Consider the following 26,666-nt stretch of genomic DNA (forward strand, 5'->3'; position numbering starts at 1 on the left):
CACTTAGTGCTTTAAGGCAAATGTGCAGCCCTTTTTATAAGGGCTGCTTGTGTTTTATTACATACACTCATCAGGGAATAAACATGTTAGACAGAATTTTAATCGTTGAGGATGATGCCGACATTGCTGATCTGATACGCGTAAACCTGATGGAGTTAGACGTTGAAATTGACCATCAACAAGAAGGTGAGTCCGCCTTGCAAGCCGCTTTAAAAGAGCATTATTCGCTTATTTTACTGGATGTGATGTTACCGAAAATAAACGGGCTAGATATTTGCCGACGTGTACGTGAACGTAAGCCGGCACAGGCCATCATCATGTTAACCGCAAAAAATTCTGAACTTGATCGGGTACTGGGTTTAGAACTTGGGGCAGATGATTATATGACGAAGCCCTTTAGTGTCAGAGAGCTTCAAGCACGAGTCCGTTCGCAACTGCGCAAAGCCCGTGCCTTAGAGCAAGTCATTGAAGAACAGCGCAGCACTCATCAGTCTCAGGTTATTGACATCGGCATACTACACATCGATAAATTGCATCATCAGGTAAAAATGAAAGCCGAAACAATTGACTTAACCGCTACCGAATTTGAGCTGTTATTGCACTTAGCAAGTCATCCCAATCAAGTGTTTAGTCGCAGCCAGTTATTAGAATCAGTTTGGGGTTATCACCACAGTGGTTATGAGCACACGGTAAATTCACACATTAATCGACTCAGGGCCAAAATCGAAAGCGATGCTACCCAGCCCGTCATCGTACAAACCGTATGGGGCATTGGGTATAAATTCAATCCGCAAGGAGTAGCATGATGAAATTGTGTTTTTATCAGCGTTTATCCCTTTCGGTGGTGTTAGTCATGATGAGTGTCATGTTTGGTTTATTTTGGTTAATCGGACAATTGCAAAACCAAACCAAACTAGAAGCAGAGCAAAAACTTCACCTGGGATTAGCAGAACACTTATTAGTGGATGCGCCATTGCTCGCAGAAGGCAATTATGAACTCAGTACTTTAAAAGATTTATTTCATACCTTGATGATCATGGGGCCTAATTTTGAATTTTACTATTTAGATCCACAAGGAAATATAATGGCATATTCAGCAGAACCACAAAAAATTCTACGCAAACAAGTGGGGCTTAAGCCTATTTTGCAGCTTATTGACGGTAACACCGCCTTGCCTCTTGTAGGTGATGACCCTAGACAACTACAGCGGAAAAAAATATTTTCTGCGGCACCCGTTTATCGTGCAGAGCAATTGCAAGGCTATCTTTACGTCATTATTGGGGGCGAAATTTACGACTCCATACTCGCCAATATTCAAAACAATCATAAAATGCGAGAACTCGCGCTATTTATGGCGGCAGGCTTAATATTTTTACTGGTGATGATTTTAGTGTTGTTTAAATTTTTCACTAAACCTTTGCAGTTATTGAGTGAAGATATGGAAACCATTTGCGCTGCTGATTTTAAGCGAGAGCAACTGCCACATAATTTAGCCAAATGGGATAAAGACAGTCACAACGAAGTTCACCGTTTGGGGCAGTCGTTTACCAAAATGTTAAGTCACATCGAACAACAATTTAGTGCTCTGCAACATATCGACGACCAGCGCCGCATGTTACTCGCCGATTTATCTCACGATTTACGTACGCCCTTGGCTAGCTTGCAAGGTTATATTGAAACCTTAGCCTTAAACCCTGACTCAATAAGTGCGAATGAGCGTAAGCGTTTTATCGACATTTCCTTAAAAAATGCTAAAAACCTCAAACACTTAATTGACCAAATATTTGAACTCACTTATTTGGAAAGCGGCCAAGTCACTCTTAACCAAGAATCTTTCCCCTTAGCTGAGCTATTGCAAGATGTAGCCGCAAAATTTGCCATAAAAGCCAACCATAAAAGCATTGCAATAAACGTGAGTGACATGCCACTCAATTACCGCGTGTTTGCGGATATTGACAAGCTCGAACGTGTCTTGAGTAATCTAATTGACAATGCAATCCGCCACACGCCGCACGGGGGGCAAATATCGCTGCAGGTTTTGCCACAAAAAGAGAGTTTACGGGTCAATATTAAAGATACGGGTATTGGCATCAGTGATAAAGAACTTGCCTACATTTTTGATGCTCGTTATCAGGCCACTAATAGCGCTAAAGACAACACCCTTCATACTGGCTTAGGCTTAGCCATCAGTTGCAGATTAATGGCCTTGCTAAATTCTAAATTAACCGTAGAAAGTCAATTAGGGCAAGGAACCTGCTTTAGTTTTGAGTTAAAAACGGCTCACTAGCAGAAAAATCGGCAGCGCTGATACCCTGACTAGGCATCTCGATTTTGCACATAACAATTGCGTCCTTGTGCTTTGGCTTGATACAAGGCTTTATCGGCTTTTTTTACTAAGTTTAAGGCATCAGATTGTAAATCGAGTTTTTCTAAACAAAAGCCTACCGAGCAACTGACATAGTCTTGGCCGAGAATTTTACCATGAGGGACTTTTTCACGTGCCCATTCGGCTAGTATCTGCTGCGCTAATTCAATGCACTGACTTTGCTCACAATTAGCTGCTACGACGATAAACTCCTCACCACCGTAACGCGCAACTATATCGGTAGTGCGGCGAAACACCTTACTTAACAAAGAGGCTTGAAGCTTTATTACTTCGTCACCCTGCACGTGGCCGTAACCATCGTTGTATGATTTAAACGAGTCTAAATCGATTAAAAACACCGCCACTGTCGTGCCATTGCGTTTACCTAGCTCAAGCAGTTCTGCAAACCGTTTTTCATAACTGCGACGGTTTAAAATATTAGTGAGTGGGTCAATTTCGTTTAAAACCAGCAATTTTTCATTGGCGATGGTCAAACGATCGAACGCTTTTTTAACTTCATACACCCCAATTAAACCTACGACTAACGCCGCTAAGACAAAGCCAATACTCACCCCATTTTGTTTACCATAGACAGGGTAATTCAGCACTAAAACTAAAAAACCAATAAATGCCACAGCACTAAAGGCCACTGCAAAATCAAAGCGGATCCTAAATACCAGTAAAGTAAACAGACTATAAATAACGGTGCCTTCATAAGGGAAAGCAAAATTCGCCAACTGCCAGCATTGCAAAATAAGCCAATAGTTAATGTAAACAAGCAGCAACATCGATACGCTGACCACTAAGCTATGAATTTTTATGTATCTCGGTAAAAAAGTCAGTCCAAACAGGAGTAAACAAATCGGAAGTTGCATGAATAAACGCGAATCTAAATACAGTGAATGGAGCGAATTTGGCAGTAAGGCTAAGTCAGTCAAAATAAAACTGCACAATATGACCACACCAATTAAAATGATGAGCCTTAAATGTAGTAAATTAATGGATTGGTGTTCTTTTACCATATTTTCACTCTATCCTATCGCCTAAAGCGTTACCCCTTAGCAGTTGGGGCTAAATATCTAGTTGTAGCTCAAGCCTTCCATAACTCAAACTGTTTTGACATCGTTTTAAAAAAATTTCGTTTCAATTTGATTATGATTTTAACTCGGTCTCTTCCTGTTATTATTGATGCCTGCCCTATGAAATTGGATGCATTATGTTAGATGTACTATTTACCGCCATGGCTTTGCTGCTTATATTTGAAGGTATTGGACCGATGCTGTTTCCAAACAAGTGGCAACAGTTTATTACTCAGCTAGCACAGCAACCCTCTAGTCAACTGCGCACCATGGGTGGTGTACTCGTGACCATAGGCATCGTCAGCCTTTATTACCTTCTCTGGTAGTTTGTTATTTTTACATCTAATTACCCTGATTTTGCTATTTAGATGCTGGTTGTTTTTTGTTAGAATCCCCGCCTAATTTTTCTGACTCCCTACTATTCATGGCTAAAAATGTTGTTGTACTCGGCACCCAATGGGGTGATGAGGGTAAAGGTAAGGTTGTTGATTTACTCACGGATCAAGCAACTTACGTCGTTCGTTATCAAGGCGGACACAATGCGGGCCACACGCTAGTTATTGACGGTGAAAAAACCGTTTTACATCTTATTCCATCCGGTATTTTACGTGAAAACGTGACCTGCGTTATTGGTAATGGTGTGGTATTGAGCCCAGAAGCGTTGTTAAAAGAAACGGCGATGCTTGAAGCGAAAGGCGTGCCGGTTAAAGAGCGTTTGCGCATCAGCGAAGCTTGCCCATTGATTTTGCCTTATCACGTTGAGCTTGACTTAGCCCGTGAGAAAGCCCGTGGCAACAAGCCGATTGGCACGACAGGTCGCGGTATTGGACCCGCTTATGAAGATAAAGTCTCGCGCCGTGGTTTACGCGTGGGTGATTTATTTAATGCAAAAGACTTTGCCGTTAAACTGAAAGAAATCCTTGAGTATCACAACTTTGTTTTGACCCAATATTACAAAGTTGAAGCGGTCAGTTATGAAAAAGTGCTGGCTGACGCCTTAGCGGTAGCCGATATACTCAAAGCCATGGTGGTTGATGTCACCGACGTGCTAGACCAAGCTCGTCAGCGCGGTGATTGTATTATGTTTGAAGGCGCACAAGGCACCTTATTAGATATTGACCACGGCACTTACCCTTACGTTACGTCATCCAACACAACAGTGGGCGGTGTAGCAACAGGTGCCGGCTTTGGACCACTTCACTTAGACTATGTACTTGGTATTGTTAAAGCCTATACCACTCGTGTGGGTTCTGGCCCATTTCCTACTGAGCTTGACTGCGCAGTTGGCGAGCACTTAGGTGTTAAAGGTCATGAGTTTGGTGCGACCACAGGACGCAAACGTCGTACTGGTTGGTTTGATGCCGTTGCTATGAAACGTGCCGTACAAATTAACTCGATCACTGGGTTTTGTTTAACCAAGTTAGACGTATTAGACGGCTTAGAAAGCTTAAAAATATGTATCGGTTATAAACAAGCTGATGGTTCAGTTAAAGATGTCCCACCAATGGCTGCCGACGGCTATGACGTGATCACACCAATATACGAAGAAATGCCAGGCTGGAGTGAAAACTCCTTTGGTGTAACCGACTATGACAAGTTACCCCAAGCGGCCAAAAATTATATCAAACGCTTAGAAGAAATTACTGGCGTACCCATTGATATTATTTCAACCGGCCCTGACCGCAACGAAACTATCGTATTGCGCCATCCTTTTGATGTGTAATCTGTGATTTCATATTGCATACAGAACCGGTCATTTGACCGGTTTTTTGTTTTATAGGCCTTGTAATACCATTTATTTACGGTGCTTTTGTCTGATTTTTAGCAGCAAATTCATTTAAGGTAAGTTGCAGGGCTTGGCTAATATCATCTGCCATAAACTGATATTTTTTATTAAGCACATGATAGAGACTCGATTCAAACAACTTAACATGTTGGTAGTCAGCTGTTTTTATACGCCATAAATCTTTTTCACTGGTGGGATAAATCGCGTATTTAAAACGTTTCATGCTTATAAATTCAGGAATAAGAGAAATATTATTCACCGTGTAAAACTGCGTTTTTAACTCTCCTTTAAACCCCTGTTCCAAGCCTTTTTGCGTAGCCGAGGTGACGACTAATGTTTGATTTTCATCAGCCAAAATTTCGTCGGTGCAAGGGATGTGTGGCTGACATAACAAGGTAAAAATACCCATTATAACTGGTGGCTCAACGGTAATGAGATTTTTATAATCGTTAAGTACGATACGCATGTAACCCACATCACCATCAACTTTGTTGTCTTCTACCAAACGCAGGTTGCGATTCGAAGGCTGTGGCACAAAATGGGTATCAATATCGAGTTTTTTGTAGCTTGCTCTGATTAAAGGAATCAAAAAATTGACCATCGTAGGATGTTCAACATATGAAAATATCATATCTTTGGGGCGTTTTTGCTCGTCAGCATGGCACGGTAATACGGTAACCAAAACAAGAAAAACTAAGGGCAATAATGGTAATACAAACATGATTTTATTCGCGAGTACCTAAGAGTCTTAGTCATACTAACAAGTAAATCAGCAAGAGTGCAAAATCGCTTGGGACAATGTTATCAGGAACCCCATCCCCTATGGTGTCATGTGCATTCGCCTCAGGTCTGGTTAAAGACGCGTGGCTCAATCCTATAAAAACCACTTCCACACAATAAAGACCAACAAAAAACCAAACAAATAGAGTAGTCCGGCATAACTGAGCAAGCGCAGGCCGAAGCCCCCCTTGAGCTCAGTTTGGATCTCAGCACTGTAGACTAATTTATGATTTAGCCAGGCAAACATCGGGGTCGTGATAAAAGCCAAGGTCATTGCAAAACCCAGCATGGGTAGTAAGGCTGATTGAAAAAATAAAACAATGGTAAAACTCGCTATGGCCACCAGCAACAACCATCGCACAAATAAGGCATTGCTGACCTGTTTTTTACCTTTGAGTAAGCTAAAGCCTTCAGCCAACGCCCGAGAGTATCCGTCGTATACGGTGATCGCAGAGCCAAAAATACAAAGAAAAGCTACAATGGCAATTAAATAACGAGACCATTCTCCCATGGTGTGGGCATATAAATTCACTAGTTGATGCGAAAAACCGATCCCGCCATTGGCTAGCTGCTCACCACTGCCGTGTAAAACCAATGCACCTAAAGCGAGAAAAACGAGGGCGAGCAACAAGGTGGTGATATAGCCTAAATTAAAATCAAATAAGGCTGATTTAGCCGTTACTTCTTGGCTACGACACTGCTGTTTGTACCACAAAGACGTAATACAGGAAATTTCAATAGGAGCAGGCATCCAACCCATAGTGACGACCAAAAAACCTATAGTGGCTAAGGTCCATGGCGAAGGCGATATATAGTCTATTGGCGCGACAGGCCCCTGATACCAAGCCATACATGCTGCTGTTAAGGTAGTCAGTACCAACACCGCCATGATTAATTTTGCGGCTTTATTTAGCAGCACAAAATGCCCCGCTATTAATACCACTAAAATCACCAGTAAAATAATGCCCGCTAACCAAGGTATAGGTAATGAAACGGGCAAAAAATATCCCATTAAACTTGCAGAGAACATCAATAACGCAGCGGAGTTCACCACTGCCGCAACATTATTTAGAATAAAGCTCGTGGCTAAATACCCCTTTCCCATTTGAAAATAGCCGAACTGCAAGGTTTCTTTGGTACTGATGGTGTAACTGACTGCAGCACGAAAAAACGGATATTTTAGAACATTAACCAAAAAAATAAGCACCGCTAATTGCCAACCAAATTTTGCACCTGCTTGGGTCGATGCCACTAAATGACTCCCTCCCACCGCCGCTGTAGCCATTAAAACTCCTGGGCCGAGTAATTGAATTATTTTGGCAAAAGGAGAGCCTGAATGAGAGCTGGCATGTTGGTTTTGCTGCACTTGAATGTTCCTGTTATTACGCTTTTAGGTCCCGATTTAGCTAAGTGTAAAACAAATAAAATTTTATTTATCATCCGTTTTACTCATTGTTATAAGCAAAAATTAGTCACTATTGCTTATCAAATATGCATTCTTTACAAATCCCTTTTACAACTCGTTTTGGTGAAGTCATTACATCAATAAGTGATACATAAGTGTTGCTTGTTAGATGCGGCATTTGAAAACATCACTAAACCACGTTTTTCTCACTCCAAAAATGGCTAAAGTCGATCGTATAAGGCAGCGACTTAATCATCGACAAGTAAGCGACTGCTGGCTATTATAATTAGGCAGCCGTAAATAAGCGGCGCGATTAGCCAGCAGTTTTTCTGTTGTAGGAAGAAGCTGATCAAATAGTAAACTGTCAATTAATTAAAAGGATTTACATATGGATATGCCATCAGTAAATAAATTTGCTCTTAAAACAACGGCCGTGGCCGTTACCCTAATAATGCTGTCAGCCTGTGGTGGAGGTGACTCTACTCCAACTCCAACTCCAACGCCAACACCAACGCCAACACCAACACCAACACCAACACCAACACCAACACCAACACCAACAAATAATCCACCCACGATATCGTCTAATCCAAGCTTATCTGCTACTGAAGATACCGCTTATTCTTACCAAGTAAGTGCCTCCGATCCAGACAACAGTGCGCAAGTCTTGGTTTACAGCCTCAACAATGCACCAACTGGTATGAGTATTGACACTTCAGGCTTAGTCACTTGGACGCCAACCGAGGGTGTATTAAGCTCTGGTGAGGTCAGTGTAGTTGTCGCTGAAGACGCAAGCGCAACCGCCTTAAATGTTGAACAAAGTTTTACGATCACCGTGACCCCTGTAAATGATCAACTAAGCGTTCAAGCCCTGGCCACAGATTACACTTTGGACAACGGCGCAACATTCAGTCAACAACTCGCGGTTAGCGATGTCGATGATGAAAATAATGGTAGTGATATTACCTACACCTTAGTAGGTGCTCCAACGGGTATGACTATTTCGTCAACTGGATTAATTGAGTGGACTCCAGCATTAGCGCAATCAACAAAATATGATGTGACAATCAATGTTACTGACGGCGGTGAAGATGGCACCGTCGCTGTGCCTGTTAGTTTTGCTGTTGATGCGCTCGTATACCAACAAATTAGCGGTAAAGTAGCCAACTATTTCACAGGTGATTTTATCGAAGCAGCTGAGTTAGTATTGGCTAATGGCTCTGCAATGAGCGCCCCCGCAACTAGTACAGTTGATGGCGACTATGTCATTAGTGTAGTTGATCGATTTTTAGCGGATCGGATGACGCTATCAGCCAGCAGTACGGGATTTGCCAGTTACTCTTTGGTGCTAAACAGTGGATCAGATTTATCTAATCAGTTCCTTTCCTTGGTACCGAGCGATGTAACGATGAACTTTGATCCAACTCAAGCTTTCACGTTAACTCATGAAGGAATCGACCTATTAGCATTTTTAGCCAATACGCTCGAACGTACCGATGGTATGCCAATCGAAGGACAAGTGACCGCACAAGTAACCGTCATTGACCCAAGCCGAGATATCAGCGTGATGCCGGGGGATATGTTAACGACAGATGGTGATGAATTGGTCCCTATAGAATCGTTCGGCGCTATGGATGTTATCTTAACTGACGCGGCTGGTGCAGCTGTTGATGTGCAAAGCGGACAAACCGTTACCATTCGCATTCCGTTGAGTGAAAGCTCAACTACACCACCTGCCACTATCCCTCTCTATTACTTTGATTCATCAACTGGCGCGTGGGTTGAAGAGGGCACGGCGAACCTGACTACTGAAAATGGTGAAACCTTTTATGCAGGTACCGTGGGGCACTTTACCACTTGGAACGCAGATCAAGTTTACTCCACGATTTTCATAGAAGGTTGTGTGGTAGATCTTGACGGTTCGCCTTTGGAAAATGCGACAGTTCGTTCGACTGGTCGAACTTACAATGGCCAATCGACAGCAAGGACTGACGCCAGCGGAAATTTTTCGATCCCAGTGATGATGGACAGCACCGTTTTACTGTATAGCTCTAACGGCAATCAAAGCCGAACCCTAACGGTAAATGTCGGTAACACCAACGAAGTACTTGACTCGTGTTTAGAACTTTCTGCTGCTACTGCAACCGTCACGCTAACATGGGGTGAAGAGCCTCGTGATCTAGACAGCCATTTTTATGGGCCGGCCAATGCCGAAGCTAGCTCTGAATTTCACGTTTATTACTCGAATGATGAGGTTACGGTAGAAGATTCGACCATCTATTTAGACGTCGATGATACGAGCAGCTATGGTCCTGAAATTATTACTATTCCAACGTTCCCCTTTGCTGGTCGTTACCAATATGTAGTGCATGAATACAGTGGTTCAGGCAATATTTTGATTTCTCCCGCAAGAGTAGAAGTAAAAGTAGGCACCCAAACACGAATTTTCTCGCCCTCAGAGGGGAACATCACCAACTACTGGCACGCATTTGATTTTGTAGTGGATACTGCGGGCAACATCACCATCGAAGAAGTCGATCAATGGATATCTGGTTTTAGTGGCAGAGTTCAACAACCTCAGAGCGTGACGCCTCAATTGATGTATAAAAAATCGGGGTTGAAATCACGAGCGATACAGCAAAAGTATTACAAACAGTAAATACTGGTCCGCTGTAAAAACGCAAAAGGGTTGATGACGTTATCAACCCTTTTTTACACTATTGAAAATTATATTAGCCTATAGTCAATTGTGTTTCAGGATACCTAAGGCGTTTTTTCCGAGGACTCGCTAAAAAATACGCTAAGGTTAATGGCCCTAATCTACCCATAAACATCAATAAAATAATAATAAACTCTCCGACTCCGGATAAAGAGCCGGTTAGGCCTCTAGACAAACCCACTGTACCCAGCGCTGATACCGCTTCAAACACCACATCAAGAAATGGCGCATCTTCACTGAGTAATAAAATAAAGATAGCTATCCACGTAACGCCAACGGATATCATGGTCAAGGCTAGGGCTTTATACACGCTTTCTTTAGCCACCTCTCGGTTATACAAGGTAATGGCTTTGTCTCTACGTAAATAACTGTAGGTGGCCATAATCAGCACAATAAAGGTCACAACCTTGATTCCGCTGGCGGTACTTAAGGAGCCGCCGCCAATAAACATCAGTAGCAACATTAAGGCACTGGTACTCTCTTCTAAGTGCTCAATAGCAAGAGTATTAAAGCCTGCAGTTCTAGGTGATACAGCTTGAAACCAAGCCGCTAGCCATTTGCCCCCTTCACTTAAAGGCTGCATGGTATTGGGGTTGTTGTACTCAATGGCATAGATAGCAAACAGCGCAAGGGTATTAATGATCACTGTGCCCAATATCATGGTTTTGCTGTAAGGGGTCATCGCCCTCCATGATTTTGACTTAAGTGCGTCCATCCACACCGTAAATCCTAAACCACCAGCAATAAACAACCCGGTGATGGTGAAGTTAATCGTCGGGTCGTCTACGTAGGGCATCAGACTGTTGGGAGCCAAGGCAAAACCGGCGTTGTTGAAGGCACTGATGGTATAAAAAAAACCGTGAAAAACGCTCTGCTGCCAGCCTAATTCTTGATGCCAATACACCGACAAAATAACAAAGCCGATGCATTCCACTATGACTGAAAAAAACAGCACTGATTTAGCCACACTTATCAGGGTGGAAGCACTGGTTTGATTAAAGGCTTCTTTGGCCACCACCCCTTGCATAAAACCCACTCTTCCGCCAAGGGCAATAAGCGTAACCACCGCAAACGTCATCAAACCAATGCCACCGCATTGAATCAAAAGCGCTATGACAGTTTGTCCAAATACGGTAAACACACTGCCAGTGTCCAGTACGACTAATCCCGTAACCGTTACAGCGGATGTAGCAGTAAATAAGCTTTGTTCCCAGCTTATCGAAGACGTCGTCGCAAAAGGCAACATTAACAGTAAGGTGCCCAATAAAATCAATAAGGCAAAACTACCCGCTAATATAAAAGGGGGGGCCGCATTAATTTTTTTGGACGAGGTGGTTTTGCGGTCAATGGGCGCTTGAGAAGGATGCCAAAGTACCATACTGATCAAGCCAATTTGGGGGCGATATGTTTAAGCGCCGCGCGTTTACCACAAAGCAGCAGTATGTCGTTTTCCTGCACGGCAAAATCAGGCGCAATATGGGTAAAAGTTTTGCTTTGACGCTTAATGAGCAAGGTATCAATGGCGCCTTTGGTGTCTGCTAATAATTTACTCAGCTGATGGCCATGTAGGTGGACTTTGATATGGATTTCAACCACATAAAGGCCGTCACCTAAAGCAATATAGTCGTTGACCATGGGGTAGTTCAGAGCTTGAGCGATACGCATGCCCATTTCTTCTTCGGGATGAACAATTCGAGATACGCCAAGTTTAGATATGATGGTGTGATGGGCCTTAGTACTGGCTTTGACCCAGATATTTTTAACCCCAATATTTTTTAAGCTCAGAGTACACAGAATACTCGATTGCATATCTTCACCAATAGCAACTAGCACGGTGTCACTGTTTTGCAAATCCAGCTCGCTTAGGGCGTTTTCATCAGTACAATCACAAATCACCACTTGCGTTAAGTGATCTGCATACTTATCTGCCACCTTAGGGTCGCTGTCTACGCCGGTGACAGTGTGTCCTAAGTGGATCAGTTCTTGGCAGGCAGAAACACCAAAACGCCCTAAACCAATTACCGTAAAATGCGCCATGTTCTCTACTCCAACAATCTCGCTAAATAGCCTTTAAACGTATGCGATTAAGTGCCTTAGTTACCAATAAAGCGGTAACCTAATCCGGGCTCGGTTTTTATAAAATGCGGCTCTTCAGCATCGTCCCCTAGCTTTTTTCGTAACTGCGTGACGAGTACCCGTAAATAGTGAGAATCATCAGCATGGGAAGCCCCCCATATATCGATTAATAGTTTTTTTTGATTAACAAGAACATGAGGTTGGCTGGCGAGCTTAACCAGTAATTGATGTTCTTTTTTAGTCAGGTGGACAATCGCTTTGTCTTGATAAACAAGGGGTTCTTCTGTTTTTATGACTAAGGAGTCAAATCGTAACTCAGCCGGCATGACGTCGTATTTGATATCTCGTAACAGTACTTTTATGCGCGATATTAGTTCTCTGATACCGAAGGGTTTGCTCAAATAATCGTTAGCGCCAGCGTCAAGTAATCTAACTTTCTCGGCTTCCTGATCTCTCGCGGTTAATACCAAGACCGGTATATGGCTCATTTCTCGGATCTTCTTTAACACCGCCCGACCATCAAGGTCAGGCAAGCCTAAGTCTAAAATGATGAGATTCGGCTTTTCTTGGTTAAATAATTCGAGACCCGCCATAGCCGTAAACGAGCCAATATAATCAAAACCCTCTGCCGCCAATGAAATCGAGATAAAGTCGTGAATTTTGGCCTCGTCATCAATCAGCAATACCTTAGGCTTAAACATTCTCTTCTCCAATAGGCAACAGCAACTCAATGGTACAACCGATTTCACCGTCAACAACTGCAATACGTCCGCCGTGAGCTTCTACAATTCCTTTGGCTACACTTAAACCAATACCGCTGCCCCCTTCGCCCGCATCACCAATACGCCCTGAGTAAAACGCGTCAAAAATCTTGAGGCGTTTTTCTGGCGGGATGCCTGGCCCTTTGTCTTTTATCTGAACACGAGTAAATTGCTGATCACTCTCTACTTCGACAACAACCTGTTGCTCTTTGGGTGAGTATTTCAGGGCATTATCAACAATGTTGTAAATAGCTTGTTCGATCAGGGCATCTTGGATATTCACTGCATGCAAGGGGGCACTTTTCCTGATGCTTAAACGCTGGTCAGAAAACCTGCTTTCGAGTCGTTTTATCACCGGCCAAAGTGACTGGCGGACAAACACCCAATTAAAGGCATTATTTTTTAAACGCGTTAACTGCAATAAGTTTTCAACGTAATTGTGAAGGCGGTGACTTTCATCAATGGCGCTGTTGATAAGGGTATGTTGCTCTTGTTCACTGATTTTGTGTTTGTATTCTTGAAAGGTACTAAGTGAGCCAATAATACTGGCGAGTGGCGTTCTTAAGTCATGAGAAACCGACAGCAACACGTTAGAACGGATTTCAGCCTGCTCTAAGGCCTCACTTTTTTTACGATAACGAATTGAAAATTCGCTGGTTAAAATGGCAACTGAAATGAAAATAATGGAGTTCATAATATCCTCCAGTTCAAACATATGCAGCGAATACAAGGGGTAGGTAAAAAAGTAGTTATAGATAAGCGCACATAGTATGCCTGCCAGAGCAGTAGCACTGCGACTCGATGTTACCGAAACCAACACCACTGCCAATTGCAAAATGAGCAGTACACCACTTTTGGGTAAAATAGTGGCGGGTAGCAATAAAGCTAAAACAGAAAAAACAAATACCACGCCAAAAGAAAAAATATAGGCATACACTTTGTTTTTTATTAATTTTTCGAACATCCACAGTATGCCAATTTGAACACTATGGATGCATTGTAACGATGCGGATAAAAAAATAGCGTTAAATTTACATAAAATTTGACGCTATTTTATTGCTAGCCCCCAGAGCTACTCCATCATGGCCTTGATATGTACCGTTACACTGCGCCCTAACGCGCTAAGAGCATAACCACCTTCTAAAGTAGAAATCATCTTGCCTTGACTATGTTTATTGGCGATTTTTTTCAGCTCTGCGGTGATCCAATGGTAGTCCGTTTCGACTAAATTAAAATGGGCCATTTCATCTTCATAATGGCCATCAAAACCTGCTGAAATTAAAATAAGCTGGGGGGCAAACGCATCTAACTTTTCTAACCATTGCTCAGTAATTTTTTGCATAAACTCATCACCATAGGTGCCCGCAGGTAAAGGCAAATTCAAGATATGCTCATTTCCAGGCCCAACATTGTAGGGATAAAAAGGCGATTCAAAAGACGAGCAAAATAGCACCCGCGGATCATCAAAAAAGATGTTTTCGGTGCCGTTGCCGTGATGCACGTCAAAATCCACTATCGCAATACGCGCTAAGCCATATTCAGCCATGGCATAACACGCCGCGACCGCAATATTATTAAAAATACAAAAGCCCATGGCTTGGTCTTTTTCAGCATGATGCCCGGGTGGGCGTACCGCACAAAATACTTGCTCAGCCTTGCCTTGCATCACTAAATCAACAGCCATTACATTAGCACCCGCGGCATACAAGGCTGCCTCTAAACTGGGCGGCGCCATAAAAGTATCGGGGTCTAATTCCACTCGACCTTGTTGTGGCGCTTTGGCAAACACCTCATCCACATACTGTTTTGCATGGGCTAGATAAAGGTGTTGCTTATTTGCTTTCATCGCTTGTTGTTTGTCGATAACAAAATCTAAACCCGACGCAATCAGCCGGTCATTAATGGCGTGTAAACGAGCTGGGCTCTCTGGATGCTCATTGCCCATATCATGCAAACCACAGCTTGGATGGCTAATAAATACAAAACTCATTGGGGTGTGTCCAAAGTTAAGACTAAGTTGATTTCACCAGGCTCTTCCGATGGTTTGCGTTCAAATTTTGCACTTTCGAACACTCTTAGCATATTACGATTATCCGCTCTGACCATTGCCAACATATATTTTAAACCCCGCTGTTTAGCAATCCTTATCATTTCTGTCAGCAGCTGTTTTGCCATGCCTTTGCCATGAAATTTTTCACGGGTGACAAAGGCCACTTCACAACTTTGGTTATCGCCACATAAATAATATCGGCCCACAGCCTGGATCTCAGCGACTGAGCCCTGCTGCCTAACAATACATAAAGCAAGGTCATGACTTTGATCGACACTCACTAAGTTGCATGACTTTTCGCGGGTCATTTGGGTCGGATAGTGGTTATAACGATAAAATAAAGTCTCTTTGGTGTGGGAATAAAAAAACTCCTGTAAACGGCGCTCATCTGCAGGATTCAATGGCCGTAAGTCAAAAGCTTGGTTATCAACAGTAAGGGTAAGAAAGCCTATTGCTCCGAGCTCAGGCACATCACGGGGATAGTTTTTTTGATAATGAGGTACCCAATAATGTTCTCGTACTTTGGCTAATAATTGCTCGCGAAATTTAGGATGCGCCACACGAATGAGCTCCAAGGCCCGCTCACGAATACTGCGTCCTTTTAACGAGGCTACGCCAAATTCAGTGACCACATAATGCACATGACCTCGTGAAGTAACGACACCGCTACCCTCAGTAATGGTGGGAACAATACGCGAAATAGTGCCGCCTTTAGCAGTAGAAGGAATGGCAATGATGGGTTTACCGCCCATTGACATAGCAGCGCCGCGAATAAAATCCACTTGGCCACCAATGCCACTGTAAAACTGATACCCAATAGAATCAGCCACGACTTGGCCAGTTAAATCCACTTCTAGGGCACTATTGATGGCAACCATTTTATGATTGCGCGCAATGTTTGAAGGTGAATTGAGATAGTCACTAGGATAAAATTCAACGTGCGGATTATTGTCTACAAAGTCGTATAGTTGCTTGCTGCCTAGACAAAAACTGGCCACCGTTTTACCGGGATGGAAGGTTTTTTTCCGATTGTTAATCACCCCTTTGGCAATGAGGTCGATGATGCCGTCAGTGATTAACTCACTGTGTACACCCAAATCTTTGTGATGGTGCAAGTAGCGAAGAACCGCGTTCGGAATTTTGCCTACGCCTAGCTGTAAAGTGGCACCATCTTCTACCAACATGGCCACATATTGACCAATACGTTCGGTGATTTTGTCAGGTTCATAATGGGGTAATTCAGGCAGAACCTGTTCTTTTACTATACACGCAGCAAAGTCATCCACGCGGATAAACGTTTGGCCACTGGTACGCGGCATCAAAGGGTTAATTTGCGCAATCACGTATTTGGCTTTTTTCACTGCGGCTAAATTAACATCAACCGCCACCCCCAAAGAGCAATAGCCATATTTATCTGGAGGGCTAACCATTACCAGCGCCGCATCTAAGGGCATGATGTCTTGCTCAAACAAAGAGGGCACTTCAGACAAAAAGCACGGGGTATAGTCCACTCGTCCTTCAGCCACGGCCTGGCGAATTTTTTCACCACCAATAAAAAGGGCATTGACCTTAAACAAGTCGCTAAATTGCGGCTCAACCCAACGACTTTCTGATAACGTATTGATATGCACCAGTTCGATATCATGCAGATCTTTGCTGTTGGCAATTAAGTCTTCAATGAGGGCATTAGGCACTGCAGCGTTAGAGCCAATATAAATACGATTACCTGACTTCAGTATTTCCGGCCAGTCAGGACGGTTGGGTAAGGCAACTTTCATAACAACTCCAGCAGCATAGTATTGCCTTTACTATGCCACAGGAATCTGGCCGGAGCATTAAGACCATGGTCTATAACGTGGAAACATCAGCTAGTGAGTTTCGGTATAATGCGCCGCCTGATTATCTAACCAAATCCGAATTAAGCGAGACTTAGCGATACCAGTATTGGCAGATAGCGCATTAAGTTTGGCAATAGCGACCTTACCCAAGGTAAACGTGGCCTTTTTCATTGGCCCTTGGGTCGCAACTTTATTTTCTGTGCTGGGTACTAAGGCCAAACCGCATGCATATAACTCAGCGCCTTGAATAAACTCGTCTACCGTGACTCTTTTAACTTCAGCCGACGGCGCGGATTTTTTCAAACTGCTCAGAGACATCTTGCTGTCCTTTACTAAAGAGTTCTTCAACAATGGCTCGTATTTCACCTGCGGCTTTGCCATCAGGCTCGATTTCCATCACAGAACGACCTGATTCTTCGCTATCGTCATACATGTTGCGACTAAAGGTAATGGCATCAAGCACGTCAATTTCAAAAGAACGGCATACCTCTTTTGCTTCTAATATTCGAGAGGCCAAAGACGGCAAAGACGGACACTGGGTAATAACAAAAGCCGCATTCATTTTGGGGTTAACCATTTTGCAGGTCGAGATAATATCTTCCATGTGGGGCACTGTTTTTAAATCACGACGTTTGGGTCGCAAGGGAATTAACACATGGTTTGCTACCGACATTGACGAGCGTAGCGCCATATTGTCTTGGCCACCACAGTCAACAATTACATATTGATAGTGGTTGTTTAAACTCAGTAATTCGTTACGTATTTTACCGTAGAGTTGAACGCAGTTTATGTTGCTCAACTGCGTATTAGCCCCTCGTTCTTGTATCCAATCTGATGTGGTACGCTGAGGATCGCAGTCGACCATCAAGACCGTAGACTTTTTCTCAACACGTAAATGCACCGCTATATTTTGTGCAAGACAGCTTTTACCACTGCCACCTTTTTCGCCACCAACTAAAATAATCATATCTGCTTCCTCAATCACACGAATTAAGCGCCAAAGTAAGCCATCGTGTACTGCTATTGAATATGGGTAAGAATATGAAAAAGTGGGCGTGAAACAACGCTCCCTTCTGGCAACTCCGCTATCGTAGTTCATGTATGATGAAGACATCAATAAACCTTAGACCGGAAGCTTTGCGTCATTGTTTTTCAACAATTTTGCCTTTTTCATGTGGCTAACAGTAAAACTGCTCAGTGAATTTTTCCACCTGTTAGAGGCATGGCAGTTAATGCCAAGGCATGAATATTAATACCTTAACCAGGCAAATTTAAGCGTTTGAAATGCTGGCCCGGGTAGTTTATTATGCTTTTCGTTTTTATATTATCAGGGAAGACTGATGAAAATTAATGCCTCTATTGCCCTATTGGGCAGCCTTGTATCATTGCTTAGCCTAACTACTTTTGCCCAAAACACCGAACTTTCGGAACATATCGAAACCATTATTAATGCCGAGCCCATAAAACGGGTACCGCCCAGTTATCCAATATCTGCCGCTAAAAAAGGGCAAGAAGGCTGGGCTAGAGTCAGCTTTGTTATCGACAAAGAAGGTAATGTCATCGATCCGATAATTATGGACTCTAGTGGATTAGATGCCTTTGAAAAAGAATCCTTAAGAGCAGTGAAAAGATGGAAATACAGCCCCGCCCTACAAAACGGTGAAGCCATAGAGCAATGCCAAGTGTCTGTGCAATTAGATTTTATGCTCAATGGCAAACAAGGGGTAACACGCCAGTTTCTTAGAAAATATAAAGATGTTATCGATGCGATTGAAGCACAAAACCTTGAACTCGCCGCCGTGCAACTCGACGAGTTAGAGCAGGATAAATTATGGAATCATACCGAAAGTGGCTATTTTTGGCTGGCTGATTCAATGTATGCAAAACACGTTGGTGATAGTAAACGAGAATTAAAATCCGTTAGTCGAGCATTATCATCTAACGACGACGCTTTTAAACGCCCGACTCGTCTTTATTTGTTAAATAGGCAAACGGTGCTATTCATCAATGATACGCAATACGCCAATGCGCTAAACTCCTATCAAAAATTAGTGAAAGAAGACGAAGAGGGTACGTACTCTGCATCAATAAAACCCTTCACCGATAAGATAAACGAACTATTGCACAGCTCTGAATCTATGACGCGTGAACTGCAGATGGGTAGCAGTGGCGGTATAAACCATTATTTAAGCCGCAGCAGTTTTGCCCTACAGATAAAAGACGATGGCGTGCTTGATGAGGTCGAAGTGCGCTGCGCGAATAAACGTTCTCGTTTTACTGCCTCTGAAAACTCTGAATGGCGCATTCCTGAGGCGTGGGGCCAATGCACATTGTTTGTAACCGGCTCACCTGATACCCAATTTAATATAATTGAATTAGGCGCTTACACCGGCGAAATTTAAGCTTTAGCAGCCTTGCTTAATCGAGTAAGGCTGCTATAAACCGTTTTAAGATTTCACTTTGAAGTCTTTGGTTGAGTTATTGATATGCTGGTAAATTTTCGCTAACAATTTTGAAGATTCATCCATTTTATTCACTTGTTGCACCGACACCGCGCTTTGCGACTCTAAGGCACTGAGGGCGGAATTGATATCCTTGGTTTGCTGATCTTGCTGAATCATTTCTCGCTCTACTACCTGATTTAAACGGCTAATTTGGTTAAACGCCGCGTGCAACTTATCGACAAATTCTTGTGAGCGTTTTGACTGTTCTAAACTAATTTCAGCCTGCTCTTTCCCTTCACTCATGGCTTGTACAGCCTTATCTGCCTCTTGCTGCAATTTACTGATATTTTGTGATATTTGTTTAGTCGATTCTTGGGTTTTATTTGCTAAGCTTCTGACTTCGTCAGCAACAACAGCAAAACCACGGCCTGACTCTCCCGCTCTGGCAGCTTCAATTGCCGCATTTAAGGCTAATAAGTTAGTTTGTTCAGCGATACCGTTGATCACATTCACCACATTACCGATGTTATCGGTATCTTTTTTCAAAGCGGCAATAATGTCAGAGGCATGATTGGTTGCCTGCAACATGATTTGACTGGTTTTTACATTTTCATCAAACATTAACTGGCCTTTGTCTGCCAGCGCATTTGAATCATTCACAAATGAATTGGCCTGACTGATGGCATCATTAACTGAATCGTTTGAATGGGTCATTTGCTGCATGCTACCACTGAGTTTTTCAGTTTCATTAATTTGCGCAGTGATACCCGTTTTAAAGTAATCGAAGGCAACAAACATCTCTTCAATGATCACACCTAATTGTTTCACATCATTGAATATGCCCGATAAAACTTGACTTAAACCTACTTGAATAGCGGTGAAATTGTCTGCCACTTGGCCAATTTGATCTTCGGTTGTTTTGTTCACCGGTGTTGTAAAGTCGCCCTTAGCAATATACTTTGAGGTGGCCGCCATGCTATTTAAGGGCTGTAAAATACGCGTATTAACAAACCAACTGACGAGTAATAAGGCCACTGCCACAGCAAACAAAAGCAGCAAGTTAGTATACAAAGCGGCAGTTTCAGCCTGACTTGCTAGCTTAGCTTGCAAAGCACTGATCTTGGTATTAACCGAGTTAACTGCTTCATTTAAATGCTGTGTCGGTTCACGGTCAATCCCTTTTACACTGCGGTCAGCCACGGTAATATCGTAGTCTGCTGCTATAAAAGCCTGGTAACCAGCAGTATAGGCTTCGAGCATAAGAGGATAGCTGTTAGCAAAAGCACTAAGGTGTTGATATGCAGGATGACTCGGCTCCATGTCATTTAGCAAGTCGCGATAGTGCGTTTGAATAGTCTGAGCAAGCTTGTTGAAGTTTCCCCAATATTTACTTAGATTTTCAGGGTTTTTACCGCGTATTAAGGTGTTTTTCCACTCTTGAACTTGCGTTTTAAAATCTACATTGAGGGCACCTACTTGCACCACAAAATTCACATCGTGTTCAACGGCATTACTGTATTCATTAATCACTTTATTGAGCACTGAAAAGCCAGTAAATACCGCAGCCAATATAATGACCAAAGCAGAAACAAATAGCAGTAGTAGCTTATTTCTGATGTTATAGCGGATCAGCTTCATGATTAAAAATCCTTCAAATTGTAAATATAAAATGGGCTGTAGTATGTAAGGCGGCGTTGACATTTAAATGACGGCGCCACGGTTGTCATTCTATAACGGCATCGACGCCATAATACTGATATTTATTAATGCAGTTTGACAGGCGAGCGCGTAGCTGCAACACGCTAGGTAGCGGCACTATTGCGTGGCTAACTACTTGATTTTAGGTCAACTTAAGCAATATTTATAGCCGAAAAAGCCATGAAAACTCAGTTAGTAAAGAGTATAGTTCGGCTTTGCATCTTGATTCAAAAGAGAGATTATGCAGCGTTTTAGTATTAGCCAGTCGGTAAATGAACTCCAACAAACTTTTCGCTCAGGGCGCACAAAAGACTTAAGCTGGCGCAGATCACAACTTATTAAACTCAAGGCTTTAATAACAGAACACCAAGCTGAGTTTGTCAGAGCCTTGCAACAAGATCTGCATAAAAGCGAACAAGAGGCTTGGACCTCTGAAATCGGCTTTACCCTCAGTGATATCGACCATACCTTACACAACTTATCGAGCTGGGCGAAACCACGAAAGGTATCAACGCCGTTATTTGTGCAACCTGGCAAGAGCTATCTGTTACCCGAACCGTTGGGTACCGTATTGATTATTGGCGCGTGGAATTATCCACTGCAGCTAGTGCTCGCACCGCTTGTAGCGGCTATTGCAGCTGGAAATTGCGCCATACTCAAACCCTCTGAGTTATCGTTTACGACTGCTCAATTATTAGCGAATCTGATTCCGCAATATTTAGATAGTAGTGCTTATAAAGTTGTCTTAGGCGCAGTAGAAGAAACCACTGAATTACTTAAACAGCGTTTTGACCATATTCTGTATACCGGCGGTGAACAGGTCGGCAAAATTGTCATGCGCGCTGCGGCTGAATACTTAACGCCTGTTACCCTTGAATTAGGTGGTAAATGCCCTTGTATCGTCGACAGCCATACTGACTTAGCGGTAACGGTGGCTCGAATTGCTTGGAGTAAATGGATGAACACAGGGCAAACCTGCGTAGCTCCTGATTACGTGATAGTTGAAGAAAACTTTGCCGATACCTTTGTTGCTGCTTTAACTGCAAAAATTGAAGCATTTTATAGCGCCAACCCCAAACAAAATGTCGACTACGGCCGTATCATTAATGAGCGACATTACAGACGTTTGAACCACTATCTAGAGGGACAGAATGTTATTTATGGCGGTGACGTAGACCCTGTAAGCCACTATATTGCCCCCACTATTGTCATGTCACCTAAACTTGATAGCCCTGTGATGCAAGAAGAAATATTTGGACCGATTTTGGTTATTCTAACTGTGGATAAAATCCAACAAGCCATTGATATCATTAACGATCGCCCTAAACCATTAGCCTTGTATCTTTACACCAAAGACAAAAATTTAGAACAGGCGGTATTGCAGCAAACCAGTGCCGGAAACGTGGGCATTAATGATGGCATGATGTTTATGGCTAACCCTAACTTACCCTTTGGCGGCGTGGGCAACAGTGGCATGGGCGCTTATCATGGCCAATTTGGTTTTGATACCTTTAGTCATTTAAAAACCGTTCTCAAACGCAGTTTTTGGTTTGATGTGGCTTTACGCTACCCACCATTTAACAGCACTAAGTTAAACTGGCTTAAAAAGTTGCTGTAATTTCACTCACTGATAAGGAAACAAACTTACATGACTATCATGCCTTTTCATCTTGCCGTTCCAGTAGATTGTTTAGATAACGCGCGCGCCTTTTATGGTGAGTTGTTAGGGTGTCAGCAAGGGCGTAGCTCTGCACAATGGATAGACTGGGACTTTTTTGGACATCAATTGGTGACGCATTTGGTTGAGCAAATGCCCAGTGCCCCTAAACATAATCAAGTCGACGAGCATGCGGTACCCGTTCCGCACTTTGGCGTTGTGCTAGGCTGGGAAACTTGGCAACAGTTGGCCGATAAGCTGCAAAAAGCACAGATAAGGTTTGTTATTGAACCTTATATTCGGTTTAAAGGCCAAGTGGGCGAACAAGCCACCTTATTTTTTCTTGACCCCGCAGGCAATGCTCTGGAATTTAAAGCGTTTAAAGACATGTCTCAATTGTTTGCTCACTCATCATACACCACTGGTAACAATCCATAATGTGTTGCGCTATCAGTAGCCAGTAGATTGTTTAGATTACAGTGAAAAGCTGGCTGACATTCACCTTTTTAAAACCTTAAGCCTTATTCATTAAAGCGATTTTTTTGTTGGCATCACTACGTTAGCAAAAATAAGCCCTGCGACTAGCGACATGAAAATTAAAAACACTTCTTGGCCAATATGATCAGCTTGTACAAAATCTTGGCCCGAAATAAAGGAGTTTAAACCAATATAGGTTTTTGAGCCTGGCACCAGCACAATCAATCCGTGCATGGCAACAATCGCCGAAGGCGCATTAGCAAACTTGGTAAATAAGTTGGCGTATACGCCCAGCGCAAAAGCACCTACAAAGGTACCCAAGCCAAAATCTAAATAAGCCGAACTCCACGTTGACGCACCATAAGCAATAAAAGCAGAAAGGAGGGCCCAGGGAATGTGTTTGACCCGTGTACGAAAGATGGCAACCAAAGCAAAACACAACAAAAATACCGCAAGCCAAGTCGCCCAAAAAGGCAGAGAAGCTTCAGGTAAAAATTCATTTGTGCCAAACAAACTAAAACCAACACTGATCCCCAAAAATGCACCAAAATACAATTTGAATAGCTGCATCATCGCGTCCATTACCCGTGCAGTGCCTGACATTAAGTTGCGAGAAGACAGCTCTGCCAAGCCCATGGTCAAAGACAAACCAGGCACTAAAATAATGACCGATGACAACACCATCAAGGGGATATTGATACCCGGCGCAATATAGTAGCTAATGGCGCAGGCAAGTAAACCAGCCACAAAAGACGTCACAGGCTCTAACATCAAGTTAACGCGTTTAGAATATTGCGCCCATAAGGTCCAGATATACGCCACTAAGCCCAACAAGCCTGACCAAATGACTTCTCGCAAACTCGCCCCCATCAGCATAGCGAAAGCGCCGGTCGACAAACCGAAGGCCAAACCAGTAAGTAACTTACCGTAGGGGCTTGGCATTAAGCTGATCTCGTCTAAACGTTTATCCGCTTCCGTTAACGATAATTCACCGGATAATAATTGAATCGCCAATTCATCGGTGAGCGAAAGTAAATTCATATCTAAATCACCGGGCTCAACTCGCGCGGCATGATTATACTCGTCTTCGTGTTTATCACTCCAGATAACAAAGGTAAGAGACGTCGGTGTTGATAAAAACGAGGCATGCACACCCAAGTAAGCAGCAACTTCATGCAAATACGCCTCAAGACGAAACGCAGGCGTCCCGTACTTATGCAACATTTTGCCAAGCTTAACGATAAATCGACGTATTTGAATAAACTCGCTTTTGTTCACTACTTTGTACTCTGTATATAAGCCATTGACACGATGTCATTAAAGCGCGGATTGTAGTGTTTGCAGTAGGTTTGAGCAATGCACAATTTTTGCTCAATCGAATTATAAAAACTAATGCTTTTAAGACTAAGCTGGTGACTCAGTAAGCAATAGTTAAGGCATGGTAATTAGACAGGAAAGAGCACCACTCCAGCAGGCGTCATGGTAAAATTTTCCAAGCCAGCTAAACTCGATAGCACTGACTTTCACAGATCATTTTAAGCATTAACTGAAACGAGATTGCTCTATGTTTGAACCTATTCATGGCGAATATTCAATTAAGTTAATCGGCAATATTGTGTATTGTGATTACTCTCATGGCTTTAATAAAGCAGGGGTGATTGCCATTACAGAGGAAATGCTCAGAGTCGCCGAGCCAGTCAAACAATGGGTTATGCTGCAGCGCCCTGAGCCAAGTGCGGGTATTACCAGTGACGCCATAGAAACCATGTACCGAGGTTATATCAAGTTACAGCAATCCGGCTGTTTAGGGGTTGGCATAGTGGATAACAGTATTTTTGTACGAGCAGGTAATTTCCCTAAAGATGGGCCACTTACAATGCCAATACACATTCACAAAGATGAAAAAGTGTTAATGGCTTATTTACACGATATTTTACGAGATAACACATTAGCCTAAAGACAAAAAAGCTCGCGTTCCACGCCAAAACATAACATAGCTACTCGCGCTTACCGAAAATACGTCACCGTTCGCTCACCCTCATTAATTGCTAACTCATGGCAAAACTAGATTACTACAATCGTTTTTACTGCTTAGCGCTAAGCACTTGATTAATGTTAACTTAGCCTCATGTCTTGTTACGACATCAATTTTTTTGTTTTGGGCTGGCACGTCAAGATTAGCAACATTAAGTTGAACTTGAATGTGGTGAAATGCCTCAAGCATCAGAGCGTAAACTAATCTAATTAAGGAGCTAACTATGAGCACTATTGATATTGGAATTAATCAAGCGGATCGTCAAACTATTGCTGAGGGTCTAAAACGCTTACTGGCTGATACCTATACTCTGTACTTACAAACCCATAACTTCCACTGGAATGTAACAGGCGCACGTTTCCGTGAACTACATTTAATGTTTGAAGAGCACTACACCGAATTAGCGGTAGCGGTAGATGACATAGCAGAACGTATCCGTACCTTAGATGTAGCAGCACCGGGCACCTATAAAGAGTTTGTACGTTTAAGCTCAATTGAAGAAGTTGAAGGTGTTCCGCAAGCAGCAGAAATGGTGCAGATATTAGTTAAAAGCCATGAATCAGTGGTGAAAACCTGCCGAACAGTGTTGAAATCAGCACAAGAAGCTGACGATGAGTCAACTGCCGCGTTAGTGTCTGACCGCATGCGCTTGCATGAAAAAACCGCTTGGATGTTACGTGCATTAACGCAATAAGCGGTTTAAAAATTAAAAAAGGTGCATTGATTGCACCTTTTTTATTGAACTTGGTTTATTTAAAGGTGCTGCACACCGACTCATGTAACTCAATATCTTTTTGCTCGCTTGGTTTTTTCGCTTTGACTTCAACAAAGGCTTGATAACGACCGGGTTTGTGATTCACCGCTATTAGCAAGTTTAAGGTAATCGCCCCCATTACGGATAACAGCACCACATCAAAAGAATACATCAATAGCGAAGAACTCAAGATTAAAGTGTCAACTAACAAACCAAAGTTGCCGGCGCGGATTGAATACTTATTTTGTAAAAAAAGCGCCAAAATACCTAAACCACCTAAGCTCGATTTATGCCTGAACATAATAAGTAAACCCACCCCAATTAACATGCCGCCTACTGTGGCCGCGAAGACCGGATGTACCTCTTCAATTTTAATCAACATCGGCATGTACTCGGTCATTAATGACACCATAGTCACCGAAATAAAGGTATTGATGGTGAAGCGCTTTGAAAGCTGAGTCCATGCAATAAAGTAAAAGGGCACATTAATTAAGAAAAATAGAGCACCGAAACTTAACGAGGTAAAGTGCATACCGATAATGGCTAATCCAGCTGTTCCTCCGGTGATCAGCTGATGACTGTTAAACAGGGTTACGCCAAAAGACACCATGACACCTGCACAGAATAAAGCCATGACATCTTCATAAAATCGGTGGGTAGGAAATTGCATGAAAAGAAACACCTTTAGCTGCGTAATGAACGAAATCACTGACCGTGTCACGGCCAGCAAGCCCTAAGTGAA

At 42.8% G+C, this 26,666-nt stretch carries 24 protein-coding genes and 1 riboswitch; of the genes, 10 read left to right on the forward strand and 14 right to left on the reverse strand.

Annotated features, from left to right (window positions below; translation table 11 throughout):
• The first annotated feature begins 83 nt into the window (after positions 1-83).
• Entirely contained in the window at positions 84-806 is a 723-nt protein-coding gene (locus ACEN2L_RS06685; RefSeq protein WP_441742702.1) for a winged helix-turn-helix domain-containing protein, read from the forward strand.
• Positions 803-2,287, forward strand: coding sequence for an ATP-binding protein (locus ACEN2L_RS06690; RefSeq protein ID WP_441742704.1), 1,485 nt, complete (start codon positions 803-805; stop codon positions 2,285-2,287). Before ACEN2L_RS06685 ends, ACEN2L_RS06690 begins: the two co-directional genes overlap by 4 nt.
• 29 nt (positions 2,288-2,316) lie before the next feature.
• On the opposite strand, the gene ACEN2L_RS06695 is transcribed toward ACEN2L_RS06690, so the two are convergent.
• Positions 2,317-3,387, reverse strand: coding sequence for a GGDEF domain-containing protein (locus ACEN2L_RS06695; RefSeq protein WP_441742706.1), 1,071 nt, complete (start codon positions 3,385-3,387; stop codon positions 2,317-2,319).
• 194 nt (positions 3,388-3,581) lie between these two features.
• On the opposite strand from ACEN2L_RS06695, the gene ACEN2L_RS06700 reads away from it, so the two are divergent.
• Both ACEN2L_RS06700 and ACEN2L_RS06705 read left to right on the forward strand, forming a co-directional pair.
• A complete protein-coding gene (locus tag ACEN2L_RS06700; protein ID WP_441742708.1) occupies positions 3,582-3,770 on the forward strand; it encodes a DUF2065 domain-containing protein in 189 nt (62 codons plus the stop codon).
• A 56-nt stretch (positions 3,771-3,826) separates the two neighbouring features.
• Positions 3,827-5,167 (forward strand): adenylosuccinate synthase, encoded by a 1,341-nt coding sequence (locus ACEN2L_RS06705; protein ID WP_441742710.1) that lies wholly within the window; start codon positions 3,827-3,829, stop codon positions 5,165-5,167.
• Between the two features lie 76 nt (positions 5,168-5,243).
• On the opposite strand, the gene ACEN2L_RS06710 is transcribed toward ACEN2L_RS06705, so the two are convergent.
• Complete coding sequence (locus ACEN2L_RS06710) at positions 5,244-5,951, reverse strand: hypothetical protein (RefSeq protein ID WP_441742712.1); 708 nt, start codon at positions 5,949-5,951, stop codon at positions 5,244-5,246.
• Between the two features lie 153 nt (positions 5,952-6,104).
• Positions 6,105-7,376 carry an NRAMP family divalent metal transporter gene (locus ACEN2L_RS06715; RefSeq protein ID WP_441742714.1) on the reverse strand — a complete coding sequence of 424 codons (1,272 nt, stop codon included), beginning with the start codon at positions 7,374-7,376 and terminating at the stop codon, positions 6,105-6,107.
• 427 nt (positions 7,377-7,803) lie between these two features.
• Between ACEN2L_RS06715 and ACEN2L_RS06720 the strand changes: the two genes are divergently transcribed.
• Positions 7,804-10,074, forward strand: a complete 2,271-nt coding sequence (locus tag ACEN2L_RS06720) for a putative Ig domain-containing protein (protein WP_441742716.1) — start codon at positions 7,804-7,806, stop codon at positions 10,072-10,074.
• Positions 10,075-10,147: 73 nt separating this feature from the next.
• Here the strand turns inward: ACEN2L_RS06720 and ACEN2L_RS06725 are convergent, their stop codons facing one another.
• The 8 genes from ACEN2L_RS06725 to ACEN2L_RS06760 form a co-directional block, all read right to left on the reverse strand.
• The gene (locus ACEN2L_RS06725; protein ID WP_441742718.1) at positions 10,148-11,512 is read right to left on the reverse strand and encodes a TrkH family potassium uptake protein; all 1,365 of its coding nucleotides are present in this window, start codon (positions 11,510-11,512) and stop codon (positions 10,148-10,150) included.
• Between the two features lie 5 nt (positions 11,513-11,517).
• A complete protein-coding gene (locus ACEN2L_RS06730; protein ID WP_441742720.1) occupies positions 11,518-12,171 on the reverse strand; it encodes a potassium channel family protein in 654 nt (217 codons plus the stop codon).
• Between the two features lie 56 nt (positions 12,172-12,227).
• Positions 12,228-12,911 carry a response regulator transcription factor gene (locus ACEN2L_RS06735; RefSeq protein ID WP_441742722.1) on the reverse strand — a complete coding sequence of 228 codons (684 nt, stop codon included), beginning with the start codon at positions 12,909-12,911 and terminating at the stop codon, positions 12,228-12,230.
• Positions 12,904-13,935, reverse strand: a complete 1,032-nt coding sequence (locus ACEN2L_RS06740) for a sensor histidine kinase (protein WP_441742724.1) — start codon at positions 13,933-13,935, stop codon at positions 12,904-12,906. The genes ACEN2L_RS06735 and ACEN2L_RS06740 overlap by 8 nt, the downstream gene beginning before the upstream one ends.
• A gap of 108 nt (positions 13,936-14,043) precedes the next feature.
• Positions 14,044-14,961 carry a histone deacetylase family protein gene (locus ACEN2L_RS06745; protein WP_441742726.1) on the reverse strand — a complete coding sequence of 306 codons (918 nt, stop codon included), beginning with the start codon at positions 14,959-14,961 and terminating at the stop codon, positions 14,044-14,046.
• Positions 14,958-16,799 carry a GNAT family N-acetyltransferase gene (locus ACEN2L_RS06750; RefSeq protein WP_441742728.1) on the reverse strand — a complete coding sequence of 614 codons (1,842 nt, stop codon included), beginning with the start codon at positions 16,797-16,799 and terminating at the stop codon, positions 14,958-14,960. Before ACEN2L_RS06750 ends, ACEN2L_RS06745 begins: the two co-directional genes overlap by 4 nt.
• Positions 16,800-16,889: 90 nt before the next feature.
• Complete coding sequence (locus ACEN2L_RS06755; protein ID WP_441742730.1) at positions 16,890-17,177, reverse strand: ribbon-helix-helix domain-containing protein; 288 nt, start codon at positions 17,175-17,177, stop codon at positions 16,890-16,892.
• On the reverse strand, positions 17,137-17,973 hold the full coding sequence (locus ACEN2L_RS06760) for an AAA family ATPase (RefSeq protein WP_441742731.1): 837 nt from the start codon (positions 17,971-17,973) through the stop codon (positions 17,137-17,139). The genes ACEN2L_RS06755 and ACEN2L_RS06760 overlap by 41 nt, the downstream gene beginning before the upstream one ends.
• A riboswitch (cyclic di-GMP riboswitch) is annotated at positions 17,932-18,035 on the reverse strand. (Overlaps the previous gene by 42 nt.)
• Positions 18,036-18,199: 164 nt before the next feature.
• Here ACEN2L_RS06760 and ACEN2L_RS06765 point away from each other — a divergent pair.
• Positions 18,200-19,261, forward strand: a complete 1,062-nt coding sequence (locus ACEN2L_RS06765) for an energy transducer TonB (protein WP_441742733.1) — start codon at positions 18,200-18,202, stop codon at positions 19,259-19,261.
• Between the two features lie 45 nt (positions 19,262-19,306).
• On the opposite strand, the gene ACEN2L_RS06770 is transcribed toward ACEN2L_RS06765, so the two are convergent.
• Positions 19,307-20,941 carry a methyl-accepting chemotaxis protein gene (locus ACEN2L_RS06770; protein WP_441742735.1) on the reverse strand — a complete coding sequence of 545 codons (1,635 nt, stop codon included), beginning with the start codon at positions 20,939-20,941 and terminating at the stop codon, positions 19,307-19,309.
• Positions 20,942-21,242: 301 nt separating this feature from the next.
• On the opposite strand from ACEN2L_RS06770, the gene ACEN2L_RS06775 reads away from it, so the two are divergent.
• A complete protein-coding gene (locus ACEN2L_RS06775) occupies positions 21,243-22,619 on the forward strand; it encodes an aldehyde dehydrogenase family protein (RefSeq protein ID WP_441742737.1) in 1,377 nt (458 codons plus the stop codon).
• A 30-nt stretch (positions 22,620-22,649) separates the two neighbouring features.
• The gene (locus ACEN2L_RS06780) at positions 22,650-23,096 is read left to right on the forward strand and encodes a VOC family protein (protein ID WP_441742739.1); all 447 of its coding nucleotides are present in this window, start codon (positions 22,650-22,652) and stop codon (positions 23,094-23,096) included.
• A gap of 90 nt (positions 23,097-23,186) precedes the next feature.
• On the opposite strand, the gene ACEN2L_RS06785 is transcribed toward ACEN2L_RS06780, so the two are convergent.
• On the reverse strand, positions 23,187-24,413 hold the full coding sequence (locus ACEN2L_RS06785) for a threonine/serine ThrE exporter family protein (protein ID WP_441742741.1): 1,227 nt from the start codon (positions 24,411-24,413) through the stop codon (positions 23,187-23,189).
• A gap of 286 nt (positions 24,414-24,699) precedes the next feature.
• Between ACEN2L_RS06785 and ACEN2L_RS06790 the strand changes: the two genes are divergently transcribed.
• Positions 24,700-25,092, forward strand: coding sequence for a hypothetical protein (locus ACEN2L_RS06790; protein ID WP_441742743.1), 393 nt, complete (start codon positions 24,700-24,702; stop codon positions 25,090-25,092).
• A gap of 301 nt (positions 25,093-25,393) precedes the next feature.
• Complete coding sequence (locus ACEN2L_RS06795) at positions 25,394-25,864, forward strand: Dps family protein (RefSeq protein ID WP_306023547.1); 471 nt, start codon at positions 25,394-25,396, stop codon at positions 25,862-25,864.
• A 55-nt stretch (positions 25,865-25,919) separates the two neighbouring features.
• Here ACEN2L_RS06795 and ACEN2L_RS06800 read toward each other — a convergent pair whose 3' ends face one another.
• On the reverse strand, positions 25,920-26,594 hold the full coding sequence (locus tag ACEN2L_RS06800) for a YitT family protein (RefSeq protein WP_306023546.1): 675 nt from the start codon (positions 26,592-26,594) through the stop codon (positions 25,920-25,922).
• Positions 26,595-26,666 lie beyond the last annotated feature (72 nt).

The organism is Flavobacterium sp. W21_SRS_FM6, from assembly GCF_052119645.1.
In the GTDB taxonomy this organism is placed as follows: domain Bacteria; phylum Pseudomonadota; class Gammaproteobacteria; order Enterobacterales; family Alteromonadaceae; genus Paraglaciecola.